The following is a 24,325-nucleotide window of genomic DNA, read 5'->3' as shown; positions in this document are numbered from 1 at the left end:
AAGATATTTATTAAACGTAATAAATATTATATAGGAATTAACATGAATAGTAGACGCCGTCGGGTTGTAATAACCGGAATGGGGGTTTTATCATCTTTAGCTAAAGATGTGCCTCAATTTAAACAGGTTCTTTTTAATAGACAATGTAATATTAAGCCAAGCCAACGCTATTTAAAATGGTTTAAAAATGCCAATGCATCTGAGATTGAGATGGCATTAGATTATTCAGATATACCGCAGCATATAGCTCGATCACTAGATAATGCGGCATTATGGGCATATCGAGTCTGCAATGAGGCATTACAACAAGCAAACTTAATAGATAATCAGTCTATTTTAGATAATACCGCGATGATCGTGGGCGTCTCTTCGGCAGGAACGGAAGCCTTTCTGCCATTATTTGAACAACATATTGATGATTTTTCGATAAAAAAAGCCATTTTATCCGGTGGGTTTTCATCATGCTGTTCGAGTGTATCAAGTCTACTTGGCTTACGTGGTGGCCTTGAATTAGTGGCGACGGCCTGTACCGCAAGCCCTAACGCGATAGGTATGGGGTATGATTATATCCAAAATGGCAAAAATCCTGTTGTGCTAGCGGCCGGAACAGAACCCATTTATCTTCCTACCTTTGCGGGTTTTTATGCCCTTAATGTGATGAAAACAACACCAACTTCCCCATTTTCAGGTACTCCTGGTATGTCTATTGGTGAAGGTGCTGGGGCGTTAGTATTAGAAGATTATCAACATGCGGTTGAACGTGGTGCGACAATATATGGTGAAATTGTCTCTTACGCGACATCTTGTGATGCTTATCATGAAACTAGCCCTGATCCTCGAGGAAATGGTGCGGTGCAAGTTATGTATAAAGCACTGGATAATGCGGGTATTACTCCTAATGATATTGATTATATAAATGTGCATGGTACAGGTACTGAAGCAAATGATCGCATTGAAACCATGTCGATGAAAAAAGTGTTTCCTAATATTTATCATATCCCATTAAGTTCAACAAAATCTTATGTTGGTCATAATATTGGTGCTGCAGGTATTGTTGAAATCATCGCGTGTTTTATTTGTTTAGCAGAAGACAAACTTCCCCCCACATTAAATTTCACTCAGCCAAGGCATAGCTGTGATTTAAATTATGTACCGAATTTCTTTCAAGATAAAAAAGTAAAATTTTTTATGAAGAATAATTATGCTTTTGGAGGAAATAACTGCTCTATTATCGCAAGCCCTTATATTACAGATAAAACACCGACGGAATATAAAGCTAAAAAAGTGGTTATTACCGGGGTGGGGGCGATTACGTCTATTGGCAATAATGTAATGGAGATAATAACAGCGATTTCGGCAGGAGATAAAACAGGTACATTAAAACCTATCGTATTTGCGAGTGATGTGCAGAAAGATATCGACAACTTGATGTCTGTTGTCATAAAAGATAATGATTTTGAGCAATCGTTAGGACATCCTTATTTTGATCTCGACATTGATCATCGCTTAAAAAATAACGCCTGTTATCATGCTATCACTGACGTTAATCCGAAAAAAACATTACGTTATTATGATCCAAGAAAAGCTATTCCTAGCGGGACTTATGCCTTATTCGCTTTAAATGAAGCACTTGCTAATGCTGGACGCAAAATTAAACGTGATGGTGATAACTTAGGTTTTATTGTTGGAATGTCAAAAGGGCCACAAAGTACCGTTAATCGTTATTTACAAAGTTTAATTCCTGATCCGCAAAAAGTAAGAACATCAGAATTTCCTGGTACTTTAATGAATGCAGTACCGACATTTTGTGCCATCACAGAGGGAATAAAAGGTTATACCACGACATTGGCAACAGGGGTTAATGCTGCATTAGGAGCGTTAACTTATGGTTATGAAATTATCAGGCAAGATCTACAACCTCAGGTAATTGTCGGAGGGGCAGATGAGCACTTCAGTTCTATTTCACTCTATTTTCAAGCGATGAGTAAGAAAGTTAATCTGACCAAGAATGCGACAGATTATCAGGTTTATTCTAATGCAAGTGCCGGCTATATCCCCGGAGAAGGGGCAGGGATGTTATTTCTTGAAGATAAAGAGTATGCCAAGCAACGAGGCGCTAAAATTTATGCTGAAATTATTGGCTACGGTAAAGCGAATGATAATACTTTTTTAGTAGACGAAAATATTACTGATAGAGTGGCCGCCTTATGTAAGGCTATCCAACAAGCATTATCTGAGGCGCAACTCAGTTGCCAAGATATTGATATTATCTGTGGTACCAGTGATGGTAATAAAGAGAATGATGAAGTTGAAATCCGTGCGATTCGGCAACTATTTTATCAAGCGGCAAATCATGTACCAGTAGTTAATTACAATGCCTTTTTTGGTTTAGTTGAATCATGCGCTGGGATATTGGCGATCTCTTTAGTGATTCATATGATGCAAAGCAACACGATAATACCTATTCCTTATACAAAAAGTTTTATAGCTGATGATATTCATTTTGTTACCCAACCGATTAATAAGCAGATAGAAACTGCTTTAGTTCTTGGTTCATCAGAAGGATGTAACCACTATGCAATTATCATCAGGAAACCGTTATGAAAAATGTTGCGATAAGTGGATGGGAACTTAATTTACCTTCAATAGTAAATTTTGAACAACTTTCTGAACAACTCTTATTAAAAAGAACAATTAAAACAGAGAAATACTTCTCTGATGATTATTTTGTAGAATATTTTAAATTTAATCATAATCCGGCGGTGATCCCCTATCAAAATATTCCCAATGATCATTTTGAAATATTAACGCGATTAATTCATAACAGTTTAAAACGGGCTAATATCACCCTAGAAAAGCTTCGCGCTTCACGTACCATAATGTATCTTGCAGGTCACGGGCCTAGAGCTGATTTTATGGATTACCAAGGGTTTTATGATAAAAACGATGCCGAAGACGTTCAATATTCTCCACAGATAAAATCACTCCATGCAGCCTCTTTTGCACAGGATGAATTAGCGAATAAATTGTGGGCTGAATATCAGTTAGATTTCCCACCTATTCCTATCTATTGTGCTAGTAATTCTGCGTTAATGGCTGTGCATATAGGACATAATGAAATAAGCCAAGATATGGCGGATATTGTAATAGTATTGTCGTGGAATAGCTTACTTTTACAAGATATAGCCTTTATGGATAGCCAAGGCATGTTAGTTGAAGCGCACGCTCAACCTTTGAGTAAATACAGTGATGGGGTCACCTTATCAGATGGTTATGCCGTGATGATTTTAGAAAGCCAACAACAGATAAACTCGAGACAATATCTTGCACCTGCTTATATCTATCATTCCGTTTTTATGCAAAGTAATGCTGAACGGACAATGGGAGGCACATTATTTAACTTTTATACGATATCAAAAGTGATTTCTCAGCTTCTCGAACTTAGTCATTATTTACCAAGTGATATTGGTGCTATTTTTATTCATGGTAACGGTTCGATTATTAGTGATAAAGCTGAGACGGTAGCTATTACTAACATATTTAAACAACCCATCCCTATTATTAGCTATAAAGGGCAGATAGGTTATATTTCTAATTGCTCTGGTATTATTGATTTAATGATTATAGCTGATTCATTAAAAAATAATCGATTGATCCCCTCGACTACACATTATCCAATAGATGATGGAATGGAGGTTAATTTCCTCACTAATCAAGAGTGTGTGAACTATAGCGCTAAACCTATTTTAAAAATCGGCTTAGGTATGGATGGCTCTATTATTGCCATGTTATTAATCGCAAATGGAGAGCAAGGATGAGGCGATTATTACCCACTGGTGCTATTAATTTAGCCGCTTATGCTTTTTTTGAGCCACAGGAGCCACTGATCCCTTTTATTCCTTCATGGTATAACGTATGGGAATCTCATATGTTACGTTTAGCGGGTAAAAAAAGCGCAGGAAAAAGTTGGAGTTTTCAACGCTATGGGGTCAATCATGATATGTATCTACGTGAAGGAATAAGAAAAACAAATTGTCGTCCTTACCTATCTGCAATAGAGCATGTGGTCGATCATGCTGTTGGTCAATTAGATACAAAATCACAATTCCTCTTAAAAAAAGAGCGAAATGGACTGATTTATATTGATGCATGGGGAGAGCTAACTGCTTTCGAACAGATAGATAGTTTAAGGGATGTGTTTACTCTTAATATTATTCCTAGAAATATCATAAAAAAATACAGTATAAAAAATTTCTCTTGCAAAATAAGAGGTGAACGTAATGGTATGATGTCGGCACTATTATTAGCACAAAAACTTATTAATAGTGATTTACTTGATAATATATTTATTTGTGGTGGTTTTCGGGCTGTACCAATTTTATCTTTTAGTGAAATAGAAAGACAACCGATAACCCTTTTTTTCAAGCCTAACTCTTTGGAAAATATAAATAGTATTGAAAGAGTCGCCTGCATTATTATCAATAAAAAACAGTGTTCAGATATTTTGATTTCTATCAATCATTATTTTTCTATGAGTCAAAATAGAAAAAATGCAATAAAGCAATTAGTTAAAAATTGGCACCGTTGTATTAATAAACAGACGGGTTCAATTTATATAACTGCGTTACTGACTTATAAATATATTTCTATGCTTGAAACCGCATTCACAGCATTACCTGTTAATCTTAATTGCTATTTTTTAAATCGTCTTTATGGTGATAGTGGGTTTATCACACCGGCTCTTATGTTCGATCATTTACAAAAAGCAGCAGATAGTGCCTCTCATTACCTTTTGAGTGCGTTTGATGGAGAAAATGGTGTTTGGCTGGTTGATTGTTGGAAACAATAATAAGGTATTTTATGTATGGAATAACAAAAGCACGCCAATTAGCACTATTTTCACTAACAAATATTAATAAATTTAATCATGATAAAAGTAACGCTGAAATAATTTTTAAAAATCTCACATTCGATATTAATAATGAGCATTTTACATTAATAAAATATCAACAAGAGAATGAAAAGAATGCATTGATTGATATTATTTCAGGAGTTGATATTCAATATGCTGGTTATACTTATTTTTTAGGTAATTATATAAATATTCTAGATGAAAAGCAGCGAGCTTTATTAAGGAATAGAATGATCGGTTTTGTTTTCAAAGAAAATTACTTTTTTAATCATTGTAATGTATTTGATAATATTTATTATTCAGTAGTCGATCATAAAGATAAAAAAAAGCTAAAGAATAATATTATAAATACACTTAAATCTATGGGCATAGAGAAACTCTATAATAAAACCCCAAAATCGTTATCAACAGATCAATTGCTAAAGGTTGCCTTTAGCAGAGCTTTAGTGAAAAAACCTAAGTGTATCATTGCTAATTATAATAATGATTGTTTCAGTCAGAATAACTTTGATTATTTTATCCAATTATTATCACAAGTACATAAAGATTTATCTATACCAATATTATTAATCACTAATTGTAATCATCTAAACATGACTGTAGATAAAATTATAACGCTTAAACATGGAGAGTTATATGATGGGGAGAAAACTTAATTTTATCGGTATTATTTTAATAATAATTTCTCTATTGCTCTCGCAAGTAGAGAGTAAAATAGACATTAAAAATAGTGATAAACGTTTTTTATTATTTATATCACTGAATACATTTACTGCCAGTGATAAATTGACCTCATTAATTTCAGAGTTAGAATACAGTATAAAACAAGGTGATTATCCATTTGATAAAGTCATTTATGGTTATGTCAGTGTATTTTTATCCGCTTATTATCATAAAAATAAAGCTTATTCTCAGGCTGCACAGACAATAAAAAAGGCCTTTTTTTATCTTGATGAAGTTGTTGAACAAAATCCAACTAATTGGCGGTTGATCTATCTAAGATTAAGAATGGATGCTTTTACACCTCGTTATTTAGGGCGCTGTGTGGTGGCTAAAAAAGACAGTCAGCAATTACTTGAGAATATTAATATCAATAGTGAACTTATACCCATGATTAACTATATGTATGCGCGTGCATTATTTAGTTGTGAGCAAGTGACACAAGCAAAAAAGATCATGGCTCAATTACTTCAAGAAAATGAAGCGAGTAAAAAAATTGCTCGATATAGTTTCACTAGTGTTCCTCCTTGGTTATCTATTGAAAAGACCGCGGTTATTCAACCAATAACATTAGAGAGTGATTAATGGAAAATATTATTATATTCATCTCAATATTTATTTTGATAGGATTACTTTCTAGTTCATTATCTTGGTTTTATATCAAATACACATTAGGGTTACTTTATATAACCCTTAGCCATTTTTATCGAAATTTATGTTTTATCGTTTTACTCTGTGTCGCCATCTCGATTTTGGAGGGTTTTTATCATCACCTCACGCTACTGCTCAAAGAGCAAGTAGCATATTCCAATTTAGGGCATATCGAAATTTATAAAACAGATAATAAACAGGATATTACTAATAAGAAAGATTATTTGGAAATAACCAATGCTGAAGAAATCATCCATTTATTAACTTATGATAAGCAGTTATTAGAAAAAATTCAGGTAATTTCACCACAAATTATTTTTTCAGGCATGATAGAAAATGTTATCAATAAAAAAACAGCATTGTTTTCTGGCCTAGCCATCGAGCCTAAGTCATTATTAACCATAGGAGCATACGATCTAACTGTTTCAGGGAGTGAATTGTCTCATGTCAGAAGAACAGAAATCACGATAGATAAGTTTATTGCTGATGCTATAAATATAAACTATGGGGATTTAGTTAATGTTGTATTTATTCATAATAATGAAAAAATGGTATTACCAACTTATGTACGTGGTATTTTTAACACACAAATAAATAGTTATCCTTATGCCATGATCAAAATTCCATTAGAAACACTACAATATATAAAAAAAAGTAAAAGTGTCTCAAAAATAAATATTCTATTAAAAAATGTGCATGATATTGATAGCGTAATAGCTAAAATAACAAGGATTAATAAAGAAAAATCTTTAAATTTGCAAGTGATCCCTGTTATTGAGAGACAAAGTTATATTATTTCTATTGTGACATTCTTTAAGTGGTCAATGCTATTATTGTATAGCATTATTGCTATTTATTATTATTTTTTAGTGAATAAAATCATTATCATCACTATCAAAAAAGCTATTGGTGATCTGTTCGAATTTAATCGATTAGGTATTTGGCGAGGTAGTTTTTCTCGATTATTTATTTTATTGGCTATTTTTATGACTATAACAATTTCTATAACGATATTATTAACTCATCAGCTATTATCTTGGTTGATTAATTTGAAACAAATCAATATTTCTTTATCTGATAATAATAGCTATTCATTAATGCTCCCTTGGCTATGGCAATATGATGCTATGTTTAAAATCCCTCTATTATTATTTTTTTCCGCAACAATCGCTTCGTGTAACTCTATTTTTAAAGTTAGCCACTATTTACAAAAATATCAAAAAAATAATATTACTATTTAGGAGTATGGTCTATGCCATTGAGAGAGAAAAAGTATCACCAAAATCAAGAGAGCATTTTATTTTTTCCAGGTCAGGGTAGGCCTTATTTAGGTATGGGAAATAGGGTATATCGTGACGTTCCATCAATAAAAGAAGTATGGAATTGTGCGAGTGAAATAGCAGGGTTCGATGTAAGGACTGTTTGTTTAAAAGGGCCCATGAATAAATTGGTACAAACCTGTTATCAGCAAGTGGCGTTAACAACTATCAATATTGCTTCTCTTTATTTACTGCGTGAGCATTGTTGTGTGAATGAGGCGGGTTATTCAGGGCACAGCGCTGGAGAATATTCAGCGTTATTTGCGGCGAACGTACTGGAACTTGAATCTGTCTTTAAGTTAATTAGTTATCGCGCATCTATCATGCAACAGCTCGCTAAGAATAACAAAGGGGTAATGTATGTTGTTAAAAATTGCTCTTATCAGACGTTATCAACATTGATTGACCAGCAAGATCTCGCCACAAAGGTGAATATTTGCTGTGATAACAGTGAACTTCACCAAGTTATTGGGGGGGAGTATGCAAGTGTACGTAAGGTTGTTAATCAATTAGCTAATATGAAAATAGAAACGAATAAATTAGCCGTTAATGGTGCTTGGCACACTGAATTGATGAGCGAAGGGAAAAATTTACTTGCTCACTTTTTACAGACAATCCCTTTTTCAATCCCAGATAAACCCCTAGTGATGAATGTTTCTGCTGAGATTGTTAGCGATATTGAGACAATTAAACAGAATTTAGTTAATCAACTCACAGAAACCGTAAGATGGACAGCAACTATGGCGCTATGGTGTCATTTAGGCTATCACAATTTTATTGAACTTGGTGATAGCAAGTCATTGTATTATTTAGCGAAAAATTCATATACGCTAAAAGATAAAAATATATTGCATGTTAATGATTATATTTAATTATCTTATATAGGAGCAATTATGTTGCCTAATTATCATTATTATATGCAAGCGCATCATTATACTATGCTAACACCTATTTATATCGCCTCGATAGTATTAAGTTTATGCTTTATTAATAATTATAATGAGTTAAGTTTTTGGTTATTATTTATGGGTAACTTTGCTATTTTTATTGTCATTTTACTCAGTGCAATGATGAATGAGCGAATATATTGGCGATACTGTCTCTTTTCTGAAAAGTTTTATTTAAAAAATAATAATAAAAGCGAGACAAAAAGGACGATAATATCACGTTATTTTACTGTTTTTTCGTTAAGCTATATAATTGGGGTTATAATAATATTTCTTGTTACCTCTTATTTAATCGAGATTGTTTTTGATAGCCAAATATATATTATTATTTTTCTTGGTTTTTTCTTGTCACCATTAATGATATGGTTTTTTATGTATTTTTTGATCAAGTTTTATGTCAGTTGTTCAATTCATTATTTGAATAACTTTTCTTTATATAGCCGTGAGAAGAAAAAATTTAACATATCCTATCTTATTGTTAATGAGGTTTTTTTAAGTTTACTTGTTAATTTTCCTATTGTTTTTCCGCTCCAGAACAGTACTGCTTTCTCGTTAGAGCAAGGTTATCTTAATATTGAGTTTATTGTTGCATTAATCATTCTTTTATATAGTGTTCTGTTTGTTATGCTTTTTTTATCGAAGGCGAGTAAAATTAATTACCTAATGGGGATGATTATCTGTTATAGCTTTGAAGAAGATTTTGCTGAGGTAAAAAAAAGAGGCCTGTTTTGCCGTATATTATGGTTTCTGATTTTGATCCCTTTAGGTACATTGTTACTCTGTTTATTATTCTATTTGCTGAATATAAAAGAAAATTTCTTTTTAATTTATTCGGTGAGTTTATCTTTAGTTATTTATCTCTATTTTATTGAGCGGAGAAATAAACTCTATCAGGAATTTATATTAGCATTTGATATGATCTTACGTTTAAAAGCACTAAAAAATTTTAAGGAGTAAGACATTGTGATGGTTATTATTTAATCCCCTAATCAATATTATTAGGGGATGAATAAGTTAAATAATTTTTTCACTCAGTGAAGGCTTTTTATTAGGGATAACATATTGCCAAAAAGAGCGTTTTTCTTTTTGGGTGGTAAATAATTTCCCCACTCGGTTGGCAATTAACTCTAATGAAAAACAGAGCACAAAGTAAATAAAGGCAACAAATAAAAAAACTTCCATCGGGTACACCATGCTGCGATTATTAACTTGTGTTGCTAAGAATGAGAGTTCACCGACACCTACAACATAAGCGAGGGAAGTATCTTTAATTAAGGCTATCCATTGATTGATAAAAGAGGGCACCATCATACGTAATGCTTGTGGTAACACGATATACCAAAGCGTCTGCCAGCGATTAAATCCTAATGATAAACCTGCTTGCCATTGCCCTTTGCCAATAGCGAGAATACCGGCTTTAACACCATGAGCGATATAAGAGGAGGTAATAAGTGCTAGAGCACAGATCACAGTGGTTATCTCAGGAATTTCCATTCCTAATACCACGGGTAATAGAAAATAGAGCCAAAAAATCAGCATAATGACCGGAATAGCACGGAAAAAACCTAAAAAAGCGGCAAATAAGTTAACCCATACCCCTTTAAGCATGGCGAGAGCGATCCCCCCAAGCGTCCCTAATATAATAGATACAATACCGGCGATCACACTAATAAATATAGTTAAAGCCGCACCTTCTAATGGCCCATCAGGATACGCGCCAAAAAGTAGATACTGCCAATTATCAGCAATAACAGTAAAGTCCATATTAATATCCTTGCGCTAATTTTCGTTGCTGATGCCATTGCCCCCAAGCTTCCATTAATGCAATGGCAGCGATATACAGTATGGTGGCGACGCCGAACGCTTCAAAAGTACGTAATGATTCAGTTTCAACTTGCCTTGAAGCATAAGAAAGCTCTGCGACACCTATGGCCATAGTGAGAGAGGAGTTTTTGATAATATTCATATATTGACCCAACAATGGCGGAAGGGCGATACGAAAAGCTTGCGGTAAAATGACATAACGCATGGATTGCCAGTGGGTTAATCCTAACGCTAAAGCTGCATATTTTTGGCCTTGTCTGACTCCCTGTATTCCTGCTCTTAGCTCTTGGGCAATAAAAGGTACAGAGTAAAAGGTAAGCCCAATAATACCGGCTAAAAATTCAAAAGAGGGCCAAGAGAGCGTTAAGCCAAATAAAGAAAGTTCATGTGGGGTGTTAAGCCATATCATGGCCGTTTGTGGCAATAGTTCACCAGAAGCAAAATACCAAAAGAAGAGCTGAACCAATAATGGGGTATTACGAAAGAGTGAAGTATAAATGACCGCACACCAACGTAATGGCGCGATATGGCTATCATAGGCAGCACTGAGAAGAAAACCTAGTAATGTGGCAATAATGATAGTCCAGAAAGAGATAAGCAAGGTGATTAAAAAACCTTGCCACAGCCAACTTAAGTAGTGAGGCTCAAGAAGATAGTGAGAAAGAAACTGCGCAAACATAATTATTACCTATTGCAGACGCCAAACCCCGCAGTAGCGGGGTTGGTGTTTTATCAATAAATCATCGCGATGAATTAAATCGTTATTTGCTCTACCATTAGGATTGAGGCGCTTGCTCAGAAAGTGGGGCAAACTTAAAGTCACCACGAGGTTGAGCGGACTTAGTATCTGGGCCAAACCAACGATTATAAATTTCGTCTGCTTTGCCTTCTTTCTCTAATCTTAATAGCGTGTTATTAATCTCGTTAATTAAACGCTGTTCACCTTTAGCTGCGGCAACGGCTTGATATTCTCGTGTAATACTAAAGGGTGATATTTCAAAATCAGCTTTGATTTTTTCAGGTAAATTAGCTAATAACCCTACTAATTTAGCATCATCTTGGGTTATCGCTTGTACATTGCCATTGCGTAATGCGGCAAACGCAAGAGGGGTATCGTCATAGGAGATGACTTTAGTTTCAGGATAGCGTTCACGTAGGGTAATTTCCTGTACGGTGCCTTTGTCAGCCCCAATGCGTAATGACGCAATTTGCTCTGGGCTGGTTAATACGCCTTTGCGCGCGATAAATTTCTGTCCAGTAGCAAAATAAGGTACAGAGAAATCGACTTGTTTTGCTCGCTCTTCGGTAATGGTGAAGTTGGCGGCAATTAAATCAACTTTTTTGGCGCTAAGTAGTGGGATACGGTTAGCTGGGTTAGTTGGACGTAATTCCAATTTAACCCCGAGATCTTTGGCAATTTCATTCGCAATATCTGCATCATAACCTGCCAATTTTTTGGTTTGTGGATCGATAAAACCAAACGGTGGGTTACTATCAAAAATAGCAATGCGTACCACACCTGCCTGTTTTATATCGTCTAATTTATCGGCTTTAGCCAGACCAGAAAAAAGTACTGAGCCAGCAATTAATGCCGTTGCCAAAACACGTAATTTCATTATTCACCCCAAAAAAAGTATTCTCATTGTTATGTTGCCTATCACGCTATCAAGTTGTTCTAAGTTCATAAAATAATAAAAAATGATATGGATATGCTTTTATAGAATAAGTTAAGGAGAGATAGCGACTTTATAAACATAAATAAAAAAACAGAGGCAAATAATGCCTCTGTTTCAGAGAGTAAAGAGAGTGAATAAATTATTTAATTAGCAGAATGACTATCATCATTTTTTGTCAGCATTCTTTCTACTTGGTCACCCCCTAAATGACGGAAGTCATGACCCTTGACGTAGTAGAAGATAAACTCACAGATATTCTGGCAACGATCGCCAATACGTTCGATAGAACGAGCACAGAATAATGCCGTCAGTACGCTCGGGATAGTGCGAGGATCTTCCATCATATAAGTCATTAATTGACGAACAATACCTTCATATTCGTTATCAATTTTTGCATCTTCACGATAGACTCGAATAGCTTCTTCTAAGTCCATACGAGCGAAAGCATCAAGAACATCATGGAGCATTTGTATCGCATGTTGGCCTAAGGACTCTAAACTTACTAGCAGTGGTTGATGTTGATGTGAAAATTTCTCAAGGGCCGTTTTACAGATTTTTTCTGCCACATCACCAATACGCTCTAATTCGGCGATAGTTTTAGAAATCGCCATAATAAGGCGTAAATCACTGGCGGTGGGCTGACGTTTGGCAATGATACGCATACAGGCATCATCAATGGCAACCTCCATCATATTGACTTTTTGATCACCTTCAATCACTTCATTGGCTAATGCTTGGTCTTGGTTATGCATTGCGGTAATGGCTTTTTTTAATTGCTCTTCAACTAAGCCACCCATGACCATCAGTTCTGTACGGATATGCTCTAACTCAGCGTTAAATTGACCAGAAATATGTTTATTGTGGTTTAAATTATCCATGATTTGCCTCGTTATCAGCCATAACGCCCAGTGATGTAATCTTCAGTTTGCTTCTTCGCTGGACGAGTAAATAATGTATCCGTATCACTGAACTCGATTAATTCACCCAAATACATAAATGCAGTGTAATCAGAACAACGTGCAGCTTGCTGCATATTGTGGGTGACGATCACCACGGTATATTCGGATTTTAGTTCACTGATAAGCTCTTCAATACGACCTGTAGAGATAGGATCGAGTGCAGAGCATGGCTCATCCAGTAATAATACTTCAGGACGGATAGCAATACCGCGTGCGATACATAAACGTTGCTGCTGTCCCCCAGAAAGACTATAGCCACTTTGATGTAATTTATCTTTGGTTTCATTCCATAATGCGGCTTTGGTCAGCGCCCACTGAACGCGTTCGTCCATTTCAGCACGAGACAGTTTTTCAAATAAGCGTACACCAAAAGCGATATTGTCATAAATCGACATTGGAAATGGTGTAGGTTTTTGGAATACCATGCCTACTTTTGCGCGTAATAGCGCAATATCTTGTTTATCTGTCAGAATATTGTTGCCATCTAACAAGATTTCACCTTCAGCACGCTGTTCGCCATAAAGCTCATACATTTTATTAAAAGTACGCAGTAAAGTGGATTTACCACAGCCAGAAGGGCCGATAAATGCCGTTACTTTATTTTTGGCAATATCTAATGAGATATTTTTCAGCGCATGGAACTTACCATAGTAGAAGTTCAAGTCACGAACTTGGATTTTGTTTCCAGCGTTATCATTAGCCATAGTCATTCAACGTTCTCTCTTGCTTAACTTTCTGCGTTAGCCATGCTTATTTTTAGCAAACAGCACGCGCGCGATAATATTGATAAATAGAACACAGAGGGTGATCAGTAATACGCCAGCCCAAGCAAGCTCTTGCCATTGTGAGAAAGGGCTCATGGCGAATTTAAAGATAGTCACAGGTAAGTTGGCTATCGGTTCGTTTAGATCTGTGCTCCAGAATTGGTTAGATAGTGAAGTAAATAGCAGTGGTGCTGTTTCACCCGCAATACGCGCAATCGCTAATAATACGCCCGTGATAATACCCGATACGGAGGCTTTTAACGTGATTTTAGCGATCATCTTCCACTTGGGCGTCCCTAATGCATAAGCCGCTTCCCGTAAGCTATCAGGGACTAACTTCAACATATTTTCCGTGGTGCGAATAACAATAGGTATTTGTAATAACGCTAATGCCACAATACCCGCCCAACCAGAGAAGTGCTGCATTTGTGCCACCACAATGGTATACACAAACAGTCCAACAACAATCGATGGGGCTGATAATAAAATATCGTTGATAAAGCGTATGACTTCCGCTAACCATGAACGACGCCCATACTCAGCAAGGTAGATACCCGCTAAGATCCCCAAAGGAGTACCAATGACCGTCGCCCATAAAATAAGTAGACCACTACCCACAATGGCGTTAGCTAATCCGCCACCATCGGTGTTAGGGGGCGGCGTCATTTCTGTGAATAAGGCCCAAGACATGCCATCAAAGCCTTTGGTTACTGTAGAAAACAAGATCCACATTAACCAGAACAGACCAAATGCCATGGTAGAGACAGATAAAAACAGTGCGATACGGTTTTTTTGACGACGCCAAAGTTGGCGTTTATGGCGTATATGCAGTTCTTTTTCTGTTTGAACTTGTAATGAAGAAGAGGATGTTTTAGCCATCTTAACGTGCTCCTTCATTCTTAGATAAACGTAGTGTCATAAACTTAGAAATCGCAAGGACGATAAAGGTAATGACAAATAAAATCAGACCTAATTCCATTAATGCAGCGGTATGAAGACCTGTTTCTGCTTCGGCAAATTCGTTGGCTAATGCAGAGGTAATACTATTGCCCGGCATAAAGAGTGATGCAGAGTCTAACTGGTAGGTGTTACCAATAATAAAGGTCACTGCCATAGTTTCCCCGAGCGCACGACCTAATCCAAGCATCACACCACCTATCACACCGTTTCGGGTATAAGGTAAAACGATATTCCAAATCACTTCCCATGTGGTACAGCCGATACCGTAAGCGGATTCTTTCATCATCACCGGGGTCTGTTCGAATACATCACGCATTACAGACGCGATATAAGGGATGATCATAATTGCGAGGATAACCCCTGCTGCTAATATACCGATACCAAACGCAGGACCAGAGAATAACTCACCGACAATAGGGACTGATGAGAGCACGTTGCCAACAGGCTCTTGGAAGTATGTGGCAAAGAGCGGCGCAAAGATAAATAGTCCCCACATACCATAAACGATACTTGGAATAGCGGCTAATAACTCAATAGCGATACCCAATGGGCGCTTTAGCCAATTGGGTGCCAGTTCTGTTAAAAAGAGTGCAATACCAAAACTCACCGGAACCGCAATGATCAGGGCAATAATTGAGGTAACGACAGTACCGTAAATTGGTACTAAAGCACCGAATTCCTGTGCGGGTGGATCCCACTCTTTCGTCCACAAGAATGACAGACCAAATTGTTGAATACTTGGCCATGAGGCGAAAATCAGTGAAACAATGATACCTGCTAAAAGCAAAAGTGTAATTAACGCAGCTAGTCGAACTAGTGCGCTAAAAATAACGTCCCCTCGTTTACTCGGGGCCTTTATTACCGTTGTATGCTCGGCCATAAAGCCTCTTTAATTTATTACCCCCTGTGTTGCAGGGGGTGAACGTTAATCTATTTTTTAATGGTAACCCTTTGGTTAGTAAATTGGTTTACCATTACTGTCTTTGATGCTTGTTTTCCAAGCGGCACGAATTTGTTCTACCACTTCTTTTGGCAATACGGCGTAATCAAGATTTTTCGCTTCATCATTGCCTTTTTCATATGCCCAGTTAAAGAAATTCAGTACTTCTTTTCCTTTAGCCGCATCTTTTTGCGTTTGATGCACTAAAATGAAGGTAGTAGAAGTAATTGGCCAGGCATTTTCGCCTTTTTGATTCGTTAGGTCTTGTGCAAAGCTCTTACTCCAATCAATTTTTCTCGCTGCTGCGCTAAAACTATCGGCAGTAGGAGGAATAACTTCGCCATCTGCAGTGACTAATTGAGTATATGCAAGATTGTTTTGTTTTGCGTAAGCGTATTCAACATAACCAATTGAGCCTGGTAGACGTTGAACAAAGGCTGCGATGCCATCATTTCCCTTACCACCTAAGCCTGTAGGCCATTTAACGGTAGAGCCTGCGCCTACTTCATCTTTCCATGCGCTATTTACTTTAGATAAGTAGCTAGTAAAAACGAATGATGTGCCTGAACCATCAGCACGACGAACAACAGCAATGTTTTGGTCAGGTAGATTGAGTTTTGGATTTAGTTTAGCTATAGCAGGATCATTCCATTTTTGGATCTTGCCTAAGTAGATATTCCCGATAGTCTCACCGTCTAAGACAAGCTCACCGGATTTAATACCTGAGATATTGACTGCCATCACCACACCACCGATGACAGTTGGAAATTGGAATAAACCGTCAGCCTTGAGTTTTTCATCAGCTAATGGTGCATCAGAAGCACCAAAATCGACAGTATTAGCAATGATCTGTTTTACACCACCAGAAGAGCCTATGCCTTGGTAGTTAACTTTGTTGCCAGTTTCTTTTTGATAGCTATCTGCCCATTTTGCATAAACTGGAGCAGGGAACGTTGCGCCAGCACCAGTCAGTGAGGTCGTTGCCTGTGCAGAAAGAGCCGTCATTGAAAGTGCAGCGGCAATGACACTGGTCAGGGTGGTACGCATCAGTTTCATAATCCCTCCTGTGGGATAGGTAGAATAACTTTTCGACATCTATCAACTTCGGTTACGGTACGCACAGACAATAGGTCAGTTAGATGACAATTAAATGTCTTAATTGTGACAGTTTTATGACAAAGCAGAAAAAGAGTGAAAATAATGCATAAAAACAGGTGAGAAAAAATAAGAAGGGCGTTAACGTTAAAAAGTGAGGATATTAATCATCTTCGTCTTCTTGCACTTTTAACGGAAAGTTGGCACGGATAAGTAACCCGCCTTTCGTGCTATCGCCGAGTTCGACAAAGCCACCATGGGCATCCATGATCCGACGAATAATAGATAGACCTAAACCCGCACCGGTTGAACTTCGTGCTTGTTCCCCTTGAACAAAGGGTTGGAATAAACGTTGTCTATCTTCTTTGGCAATGCCTGGACCATCGTCTTCAACTTGAAACCAAGCATATTCTTCATTTTGATTACTTGTGATGCTTATCCAACCATGTCCGTAGCGTGTGGCATTAACAATCATATTGGTAAGCGCCCGTTTGACGGCAATTGGGTTTGCTGTGATATTGATAGGATAAGGGTATAAATGCTCTTCGCTGACTTTGCCTGAGTTAGATTCAGCGCAGATCACTTCACGCAATAGACCATTCATATCACATAATTCTAAAGACATCTCTTTGCCTGTGCGCATATAGTCTAAAAATTGACCGATAATGGCATCGCAATCTTCAATATCTTTATTGATAGAATCAGCAAGATAACTATCTTCAGGACTCATCATTTCTGTAGCAAGACGAATACGCGTTAACGGAGTGCGTAAATCATGGCTTACCCCTGCCATCACCAGTGTTCTATCATTATCTAATGAGCGAATATCTGATGACATTTGATTAAATGCTCGAATAATTGAACGCATTTCAGCAGTGCCAGATTCAGGTATTGGCGGAGGGATCACCCCTTTACCAATGCGTCGTGCTGCATATTCAACTTCATGCAATGGACGATTTTGAAAACGGTTATATAACCAGAAAAATGCTACTACGATGATGATAAAAATAATGGCTTGCCGATAAACGGGTAATAAGAAATTTTGCCCTAATTCGGTAAGTGGTACGCGTATCCATAGCGTGGGTGAGAGTTGGGTATTAATCCATAAAATAGGATACTCTAGGGTGTTTTCTAGCCAAATCGTCGTATCACTATTGAGATAATCCGTCATCTGCTGGCTAAGTTCTAAATCTTCTCTTGCCCACTCTAAACCGGCTTTTAAAGCGGCGTCTTTATCAAAAAATGAGATACCTAACTCGTTGTAAATTTTATTACGTAGAGCGGGAGAAATTTTAAGTGGGGTGCCATCGACTAAGATCAGTTCTTCCGGTACTAGCGTACGAATTTCATACGCTAATACTTTATTAAATTGCTGGAGGCTTGGCCCGACAATAAGATGCTGTACAACAACATAACTGGCTATCAAGCTAAAAAAAAGTAATGAGATAACCAGAAATAGAGAGCGAGTGAGCTTATTGTGGGGTGAAAGCCTCAGCCTTCTCATTATGATACGCTCGTTCCATCAGGTACAAAGACATAACCCAGTCCCCAAACCGTTTGAATATAGCGAGGATGAGTGGGATCTTCTTCAATCATGCGACGTAAACGAGAAATTTGCACATCAATAGAACGCTCCATCGCACTATATTCACGACCTCGCGCCAGACTCATTAATTTATCACGTGATAATGGCTCTCGGGGATGTGAAACAAGGACTTTTAATACGGCAAATTCACCACTGGTCAAAGGCATATGTTGATCTTCGTGGAACATTTCCCGCGTACCGAGGTTAAGCTTAAATTTACCAAATGAGACAATCGCATTGTCTTGTGAAGGTGCTCCCGGTAGTTCATTGGCTTGGCGACGAAGCACCGCACGAATACGGGCTAATAGCTCTCTTGGGTTAAATGGTTTTGAGATATAATCATCAGCACCAATTTCAAGTCCGACAATTCTGTCAACTTCTTCCCCTTTGGCAGTCACCATAATAATAGGGATAGGATTGTTTTGGCTTCTCAAGCGACGACAAATAGATAAGCCATCTTCGCCAGGAAGCATTAAGTCGAGGACAATAAGATGGATAGATTCGCGAGTAAGTAAACGATCCATTTGATCGGAGTTTGCCGCGGTGCGGATTTGAAAACCCTGCTCTGTCAAATAGCGCTCTAATAGTGAACGTAGACGTAAATCATCATCCACAATCAGCACTTTATAACTGTCTTGCATCTTTAAGCTCCCGAAGTGCAAATGCTTTTATTAGCGAATTCTATCATTGATAAGAATATTAAACCAAAAACAAAGAATAAATATTAATGATTTATAGGCAAAACTTGTTCTGACTTTGTATCTTAGAATATCACACTATTTATTTATCTTATTCCGAATAATATTTGATAGATAATACGCAGTAATTAACGATGCCACCTGGCGTTTGCACGCTAACTTCATCATCCACTTTTTTACCGATCAGCGCTCTCGCGACAGGGGAATCAATAGAAATCCACTGTTTTGCTGGGTCAAATTCATCAGGGCCGACTAGTCTAAATGTCTTAATGTTTTCATCATCGTCTTCAAGGGTTACCCAAGCGCCAAAATACACTTTTCCTTCTTGACGAGGATCTGGGTCAACAATTTTTAATTCATCAAGACGTTTGGATAAAAAACGAACTCGTCGGTCTATTTCACGTAATCTTTTTTTACCATAGATATATTCAGCATTTTCCGAACGGTCACCTTGAGCCGCTGCTTCAGAGACCGATTGAGTGACGCGAGGACGCTCTTCTTTCCAAAGATATTTTAGCTCTTTATCCAAGGCATGCCAGCCATCACGAGTAATATAGTTACTTTTTGCCATTACCAATAAATACGATCATCAACATTGAATTTCATACAGATACTATAGCGCGAATCACAGAATAATCTGTTATTTTCCTCATAAATGTCATGCTTGGCCTATAATAAGCGGAATTTTTTTCTTATTGCGCGTGTATAATAGCCATCTTTTTTAACCACTCCTCTCGGTAGGTAAATATATTATGAATGAATCATTAAGCCGAATTATTGCACAAGAGCTATCAGTAAAGCCCCAGCAAGTACTTTCGGCCATTACGTTACTGGATGAAGGGAATACGGTGCCTTTTGTGGCCCGTTACCGAAAAGAGGTAACTGGTGGGTTAGATGATACTCAGCTTCGTCAATTGGAAACCCGCCTGAGTTACTTACGGGAACTCAATGATCGTCGCCAAACTATTTTAAAATCAATTGAAGAGCAGGGGAAACTCACAGAAGAATTACGCTCTTCGATTAATGAGACGCAAAGTAAAACAGAACTTGAAGATCTCTACCTTCCTTATAAACCGAAACGTCGTACTCGTGGGCAAATTGCAATTGAAAATGGCTTAGAGCCATTAGCTGATTTGTTATGGAATGAACCACAACATACTCCTGAAGACGCAGCAAGTGCATATATCAACCCTGAAAAAGGAATAGATGATAGTAAAGCAGCCTTAGATGGGGCTCGCTATATCTTAATGGAACGTTTTGCAGAAGATGCTGGATTATTAGCTAAAGTTCGCCAATATTTATGGAAAAATGCGCATCTTGTTAGCAAAGTTGTTGACGGAAAAGAAGCAGAAGGCGCTAAATTTAGCGATTATTTTGATACTCATGAGCCGATTGCTCATGTACCTTCTCACCGTGCATTAGCGATGTTTCGTGGTCGTAATGAAGGTATTTTGCAGTTATCACTTAATCCTGATCCACAATTCGAAGAAGCCCCCAAAGAGAGCTATGGCGAACAGTTGATTACGGAGCATTTAGGTTTACGTCTTAATAATCAACCTGCGGACAGTTGGCGTAAAGCCGTTGTCAGTTGGACTTGGCGTATAAAAGTGTTAATGCATCTTGAAACTGAGTTAATGGGTCAGTTACGTGAGAAAGCGGAAGATGAAGCCATTAATGTGTTTGCACGTAACCTAAAAGATCTCTTAATGGCCGCACCTGCAGGTATGCGAGCTACGATGGGGCTAGATCCTGGTTTACGTACTGGGGTTAAAGTCGCGGTGGTGGATAGTACCGGTAAGCTGATTGCGACAGATACTATTTATCCTCATACCGGACAAGCGGATAAAGCCGCTGCTAGTGTAGCGGCATTATGTATTAAGCATAATGTAGAATTAGTGGCGATTGGTAACGGTACTGCATCACGTGAAACAGAGCGCTTTTTTGCTGATACAGTAAAACGCTACCCAGAAGTTAAAGCACAAAAAGTGATCGTGAGCGAAGCCGGGGCATCGGTTTATTCGGCATCAGAGCTGGCTGCGAAAGAATTTCCGGATCTGGATGTTTCTCTTCGTGGCGCTGTTTCTATCGCTCGTCGCTTACAAGATCCATTGGCGGAATTGGTAAAAATTGACCCTAAATCTATCGGGGTGGGTCAATATCAGCATGATGTGAGCCAAACATTATTGGCAAAAAAATTAGATACTGTTGTTGAAGACTGTGTAAATGGTGTCGGTGTTGATTTAAATACAGCCTCTGTACCGCTATTGACGCGAGTGGCGGGGCTTAGCCAATCTATTGCTCAAAATATTATTGCTTGGCGTGATGAAAATGGCCGTTTTGTGGATAGAAAACAGTTACTCAAAGTGGCGCGCTTAGGGCCTAAAGCTTTTGAGCAGTGTGCGGGATTTTTACGTATTCGTGATGGTAAAAATCCACTTGATGCCTCAACGGTTCACCCTGAAGCCTATCCTATTGTTGAAAATATCTTGCAATCAATACATCAAAAAATTGATCAAGTCATGGGCAATAGTGCATTACTTTCACAAATCAATGCCAGAGAATTTGTCACCGAGCAGTTCGGTTTACCTACCATTAATGACATCTTAAAGGAGCTTGCTAAACCGGGGCGTGATCCTCGTCCTGAGTTTAAAACAGCCACCTTTGCCGAAGGTGTTGAAACAATGAATGATTTAGTCAGTGGTATGATATTGGAAGGTACTGTAACTAATGTGACTAATTTTGGTGCCTTTGTGGATATTGGGGTACACCAAGATGGGTTAGTGCATATTTCATCACTGTCGGATAAATTTGTTGAAGATCCCCATACTGTGGTAAAAACCGGCGATATTGTGAAAGTAAAAGTCCTTGAAGTCGATTTACCGCGTAAACGTATTGCGTTAACCATGCGTTTAGATGAAGTGGCTGCTGATAGTGATCATAAACGCCAGTCAGTGACTAAGGATAATGCTTCTAAACATAGTCGCGGGCAAAAACCGACCAGAAACCGCCAATCAAATACGGGTAACAATGCAGGTAATAGTGCGATGAGCGATGCATTGGCCGCAGCATTTGGTAAAAAACGCTAATATCTTACAGGTAGCCATCAATCTCAACGTGAAGTAATAAATTTTATTACTTCACGTTTCATAACTATTCACTCAATCTATGGTTTGGTGAATAAAAAGGCAAAAGTAATCAGCAATTAAATTATTTTGTTAATATAAAATATACTTTTAGTCTTTTGTCTGAGTCTGCTTTTATCTAACTTAAGGTATATTGCTAATATAATAGATAGAATATAACGTATTTTATCTTTATATTCATTTGTTGTTTCTTTTATCAACATTTTTCTATTTTCCCTATGGGTGATTAATTTTATATTAAAAATAAGTTGATCCCATTATTAACCTTACTACTGTTATGGTTTAATGGCGGGTAAAATAGAAACGTAAATTAAAATTTATCTTATTTTATTGTTCGTTATAGGATTTGCACAACAAAAAATCAATGACGATAGGTTTATTTCACCGATATTGGATGATGAAAATGACATTTAATAAATTATCATTAGGGGTAGTTTTACTTTCTGCTTCATTACTAGCAGGTTGTGCCTCAGAATCTTCTCGCTCTTTAGAGGTTGCTAAAGTGGCTACCTATAATACGACTTACTCAGGACCTAAGAGTGCCATTGCTATTGGTAAGTTTGATAACCGTTCTAATTACATGAATGGTATTTTTTCTGATGGTGTGGATAGATTGGGTAATCAATCTAAAACGATTTTAATTACACATTTACAACAAACAGGCCGTTTTAATGTTTTAGATCGCGCTAACTTAACGGAGTTAACACAAGAAGCGAAGATTAAAGGCCAAAGTCAGCAATTAAAAGGCGCAACTTACGTTATTACTGGTGATGTGACAGAGTTTGGTCGCAAAGAAGTAGGTGATCGCCAACTATTTGGTATCTTAGGACGTGGAAAAACCCAAGTTGCTTATGCCAAAGTGAACTTAAATGTTGTGAATGTGAATACCTCTGAAGTGGTGTTCTCTACACAAGGTGCGGGGGAATACGAGCTTTCTAATCGTGAGATTGTTGGTTTTGGTGGCACAGCAAGTTATGACTCAACACTTAATGGTAAAGTGCTTGATTTAGCCATTCGTGAAGCGGTGAATAATTTAGTTGCAGGGATTGAAAGTCATGCTTGGCAGCCTGAGCAGTAACCCCAATTTTATAAGGATATAAAAATGTCAAAATCATTGCTGGGGTTGCTATTTGCCTCGTTGTTATTGGTTGGGTGCCAAGCGCCAAAGCCTCTTTATAACTGGGATAGTTATCAAACGGTGGTATATCAATATTATCAACAAAGTGAAAGTGATCCTCATGCGCAAATCGATGCATTGAAAAAAAGCATCGAGGTTGCCCGAGCAAAATCATTAGGCGTTCCACCGGGGTTACATGCACATTTGGGCATGTTATATGTGACCACTGGCGCATTAGACTTAGCCATGAGTGAGTTTGATCAGGAGAAAACTCTTTATCCTGAATCAGCAAAGTTTATGGATTTTCTGATGAAAAATAAGGGAGCACAAAAATGAATCGCATTTTAACGTTAGTTTTTGTGGCATTTGCTTTTGTGTTATCAGGATGTGCAGAGCCAGTCAAAACAGACTATACCGCCTTTAAAGCAAGTAAACCAAAAAGCATTTTAGTGCTGTTACCTAAAAATCAGACTCCAGAAGTAGAAGCTGCCCATAGTTTTTTATCTCAAGTGACTTATCCTTTGGCGGAAGCTGGCTATTATGTTTTTCCTGTCGCCGTTGTTGAAGAGACCTTTAAACAAAATGGTTTGTCAACGGGAAGCGATATCCAAGCGGTGAGTCCTAGTAAGTTACGTGAGATTTTTGGTGCGGATTCTGTGCTCTATTTGGATGTCACCCAATATGGTACTTCTTATCAAGTGATCGCCAGTGAGACGCGTGTCAGTGCCAGTGCTAAATTGGTTGATTTACGTAATGGTGCCTTACTGTGGAGTGGACATGCCAGTGCATCGAGTGCAGAAGGGGATACAGCATCGAATGGTTTGGTGGGCATGTTAGTTTCTGCAGTAGTGACTCAAATTGTTGATACTATTGCAGATAAAAGTCACGAAATTGCAGGAGTAGCAAGTGTGCGTTTACTCTCTGCTGGACATGCCAATGGGATCTTATATGGTCCTCGCTCTCCCCACTATGAAAAAGAGGGACAATAACAGTTTGTTATAGTGATTACTCTTTT

General features: G+C 37.6%; 23 protein-coding genes. 12 read left to right on the top strand and 11 right to left on the bottom strand.

Annotated features, from left to right (window positions below):
- Positions 1-42: 42 nt before the first annotated feature.
- From AACU95_RS13435 to AACU95_RS13400, 8 genes are read left to right on the top strand one after another with little or no spacing between them, the layout of a single operon-like run.
- Positions 43-2,604 carry a beta-ketoacyl-[acyl-carrier-protein] synthase family protein gene (locus tag AACU95_RS13435; protein WP_141192181.1) on the top strand — a complete coding sequence of 854 codons (2,562 nt, stop codon included), beginning with the start codon at positions 43-45 and terminating at the stop codon, positions 2,602-2,604.
- Entirely contained in the window at positions 2,601-3,818 is a 1,218-nt protein-coding gene (locus AACU95_RS13430; RefSeq protein ID WP_049213271.1) for a beta-ketoacyl synthase N-terminal-like domain-containing protein, read from the top strand. Before AACU95_RS13435 ends, AACU95_RS13430 begins: the two co-directional genes overlap by 4 nt.
- Positions 3,815-4,849 carry a hypothetical protein gene (locus AACU95_RS13425; protein WP_049201725.1) on the top strand — a complete coding sequence of 345 codons (1,035 nt, stop codon included), beginning with the start codon at positions 3,815-3,817 and terminating at the stop codon, positions 4,847-4,849. Before AACU95_RS13430 ends, AACU95_RS13425 begins: the two co-directional genes overlap by 4 nt.
- 11 nt (positions 4,850-4,860) lie before the next feature.
- The gene (locus AACU95_RS13420) at positions 4,861-5,568 is read left to right on the top strand and encodes an ATP-binding cassette domain-containing protein (RefSeq protein WP_012368543.1); all 708 of its coding nucleotides are present in this window, start codon (positions 4,861-4,863) and stop codon (positions 5,566-5,568) included.
- A complete protein-coding gene (locus AACU95_RS13415; RefSeq protein WP_161737086.1) occupies positions 5,549-6,217 on the top strand; it encodes a hypothetical protein in 669 nt (222 codons plus the stop codon). Before AACU95_RS13420 ends, AACU95_RS13415 begins: the two co-directional genes overlap by 20 nt.
- The gene (locus tag AACU95_RS13410; RefSeq protein WP_036908681.1) at positions 6,217-7,524 is read left to right on the top strand and encodes a hypothetical protein; all 1,308 of its coding nucleotides are present in this window, start codon (positions 6,217-6,219) and stop codon (positions 7,522-7,524) included. Before AACU95_RS13415 ends, AACU95_RS13410 begins: the two co-directional genes overlap by 1 nt.
- A gap of 11 nt (positions 7,525-7,535) precedes the next feature.
- On the top strand, positions 7,536-8,474 hold the full coding sequence (locus AACU95_RS13405) for an ACP S-malonyltransferase (protein ID WP_004249071.1): 939 nt from the start codon (positions 7,536-7,538) through the stop codon (positions 8,472-8,474).
- A 21-nt stretch (positions 8,475-8,495) separates the two neighbouring features.
- Complete coding sequence (locus tag AACU95_RS13400; RefSeq protein WP_004249072.1) at positions 8,496-9,506, top strand: hypothetical protein; 1,011 nt, start codon at positions 8,496-8,498, stop codon at positions 9,504-9,506.
- 57 nt (positions 9,507-9,563) lie between these two features.
- Here AACU95_RS13400 and AACU95_RS13395 read toward each other — a convergent pair whose 3' ends face one another.
- From AACU95_RS13395 to greB, 11 genes are all read right to left on the bottom strand, one after another.
- A complete protein-coding gene (locus tag AACU95_RS13395) occupies positions 9,564-10,313 on the bottom strand; it encodes an amino acid ABC transporter permease (protein WP_004249073.1) in 750 nt (249 codons plus the stop codon).
- Position 10,314: 1 nt separating this feature from the next.
- Positions 10,315-11,052, bottom strand: coding sequence for an amino acid ABC transporter permease (locus AACU95_RS13390; protein ID WP_141192120.1), 738 nt, complete (start codon positions 11,050-11,052; stop codon positions 10,315-10,317).
- A 97-nt stretch (positions 11,053-11,149) separates the two neighbouring features.
- On the bottom strand, positions 11,150-11,989 hold the full coding sequence (locus tag AACU95_RS13385) for an ABC transporter substrate-binding protein (protein WP_004249074.1): 840 nt from the start codon (positions 11,987-11,989) through the stop codon (positions 11,150-11,152).
- Between the two features lie 203 nt (positions 11,990-12,192).
- The gene (phoU, locus tag AACU95_RS13380) at positions 12,193-12,927 is read right to left on the bottom strand and encodes a phosphate signaling complex protein PhoU (protein WP_004246786.1); all 735 of its coding nucleotides are present in this window, start codon (positions 12,925-12,927) and stop codon (positions 12,193-12,195) included.
- Positions 12,928-12,941: 14 nt separating this feature from the next.
- Positions 12,942-13,718: a phosphate ABC transporter ATP-binding protein PstB gene (pstB, locus tag AACU95_RS13375; RefSeq protein ID WP_004246787.1), complete on the bottom strand. Its 777-nt coding sequence runs from the start codon at positions 13,716-13,718 to the stop codon at positions 12,942-12,944.
- A 30-nt stretch (positions 13,719-13,748) separates the two neighbouring features.
- The gene (gene pstA, locus AACU95_RS13370; RefSeq protein ID WP_004249075.1) at positions 13,749-14,651 is read right to left on the bottom strand and encodes a phosphate ABC transporter permease PstA; all 903 of its coding nucleotides are present in this window, start codon (positions 14,649-14,651) and stop codon (positions 13,749-13,751) included.
- Position 14,652: 1 nt separating this feature from the next.
- The gene (gene pstC, locus AACU95_RS13365) at positions 14,653-15,612 is read right to left on the bottom strand and encodes a phosphate ABC transporter permease PstC (RefSeq protein ID WP_004246789.1); all 960 of its coding nucleotides are present in this window, start codon (positions 15,610-15,612) and stop codon (positions 14,653-14,655) included.
- A gap of 75 nt (positions 15,613-15,687) precedes the next feature.
- On the bottom strand, positions 15,688-16,728 hold the full coding sequence (gene pstS / locus AACU95_RS13360; RefSeq protein ID WP_004246790.1) for a phosphate ABC transporter substrate-binding protein PstS: 1,041 nt from the start codon (positions 16,726-16,728) through the stop codon (positions 15,688-15,690).
- 202 nt (positions 16,729-16,930) lie between these two features.
- The gene (gene envZ / locus AACU95_RS13355; protein WP_012368538.1) at positions 16,931-18,271 is read right to left on the bottom strand and encodes a two-component system sensor histidine kinase EnvZ; all 1,341 of its coding nucleotides are present in this window, start codon (positions 18,269-18,271) and stop codon (positions 16,931-16,933) included.
- Positions 18,271-18,993, bottom strand: a complete 723-nt coding sequence (gene ompR / locus AACU95_RS13350) for an osmolarity response regulator transcription factor OmpR (protein WP_004246792.1) — start codon at positions 18,991-18,993, stop codon at positions 18,271-18,273. Before ompR ends, envZ begins: the two co-directional genes overlap by 1 nt.
- Positions 18,994-19,141: 148 nt before the next feature.
- Positions 19,142-19,621 (bottom strand): transcription elongation factor GreB, encoded by a 480-nt coding sequence (gene greB / locus AACU95_RS13345; protein ID WP_004246793.1) that lies wholly within the window; start codon positions 19,619-19,621, stop codon positions 19,142-19,144.
- Between the two features lie 181 nt (positions 19,622-19,802).
- Between greB and AACU95_RS13340 the strand changes: the two genes are divergently transcribed.
- The 4 genes from AACU95_RS13340 (at position 19,803) to AACU95_RS13325 (ending at position 24,299) form a co-directional block, all read left to right on the top strand.
- The gene (locus tag AACU95_RS13340) at positions 19,803-22,136 is read left to right on the top strand and encodes a Tex family protein (RefSeq protein WP_004246794.1); all 2,334 of its coding nucleotides are present in this window, start codon (positions 19,803-19,805) and stop codon (positions 22,134-22,136) included.
- A gap of 454 nt (positions 22,137-22,590) precedes the next feature.
- Positions 22,591-23,271: a CsgG/HfaB family protein gene (locus tag AACU95_RS13335; RefSeq protein ID WP_012368537.1), complete on the top strand. Its 681-nt coding sequence runs from the start codon at positions 22,591-22,593 to the stop codon at positions 23,269-23,271.
- 24 nt (positions 23,272-23,295) lie between these two features.
- A complete protein-coding gene (locus AACU95_RS13330; RefSeq protein WP_004246796.1) occupies positions 23,296-23,646 on the top strand; it encodes a DUF4810 domain-containing protein in 351 nt (116 codons plus the stop codon).
- The gene (locus AACU95_RS13325; RefSeq protein ID WP_004246797.1) at positions 23,643-24,299 is read left to right on the top strand and encodes a DUF799 domain-containing protein; all 657 of its coding nucleotides are present in this window, start codon (positions 23,643-23,645) and stop codon (positions 24,297-24,299) included. The genes AACU95_RS13330 and AACU95_RS13325 overlap by 4 nt, the downstream gene beginning before the upstream one ends.
- The last annotated feature ends 26 nt before the right edge of the window (positions 24,300-24,325 follow it).

The organism is Proteus sp. G4415, from assembly GCF_963896075.1.
GTDB classification, from domain to species: domain Bacteria; phylum Pseudomonadota; class Gammaproteobacteria; order Enterobacterales; family Enterobacteriaceae; genus Proteus; species Proteus mirabilis.
This window is presented reverse-complemented; position numbering and strand designations above follow the sequence as displayed.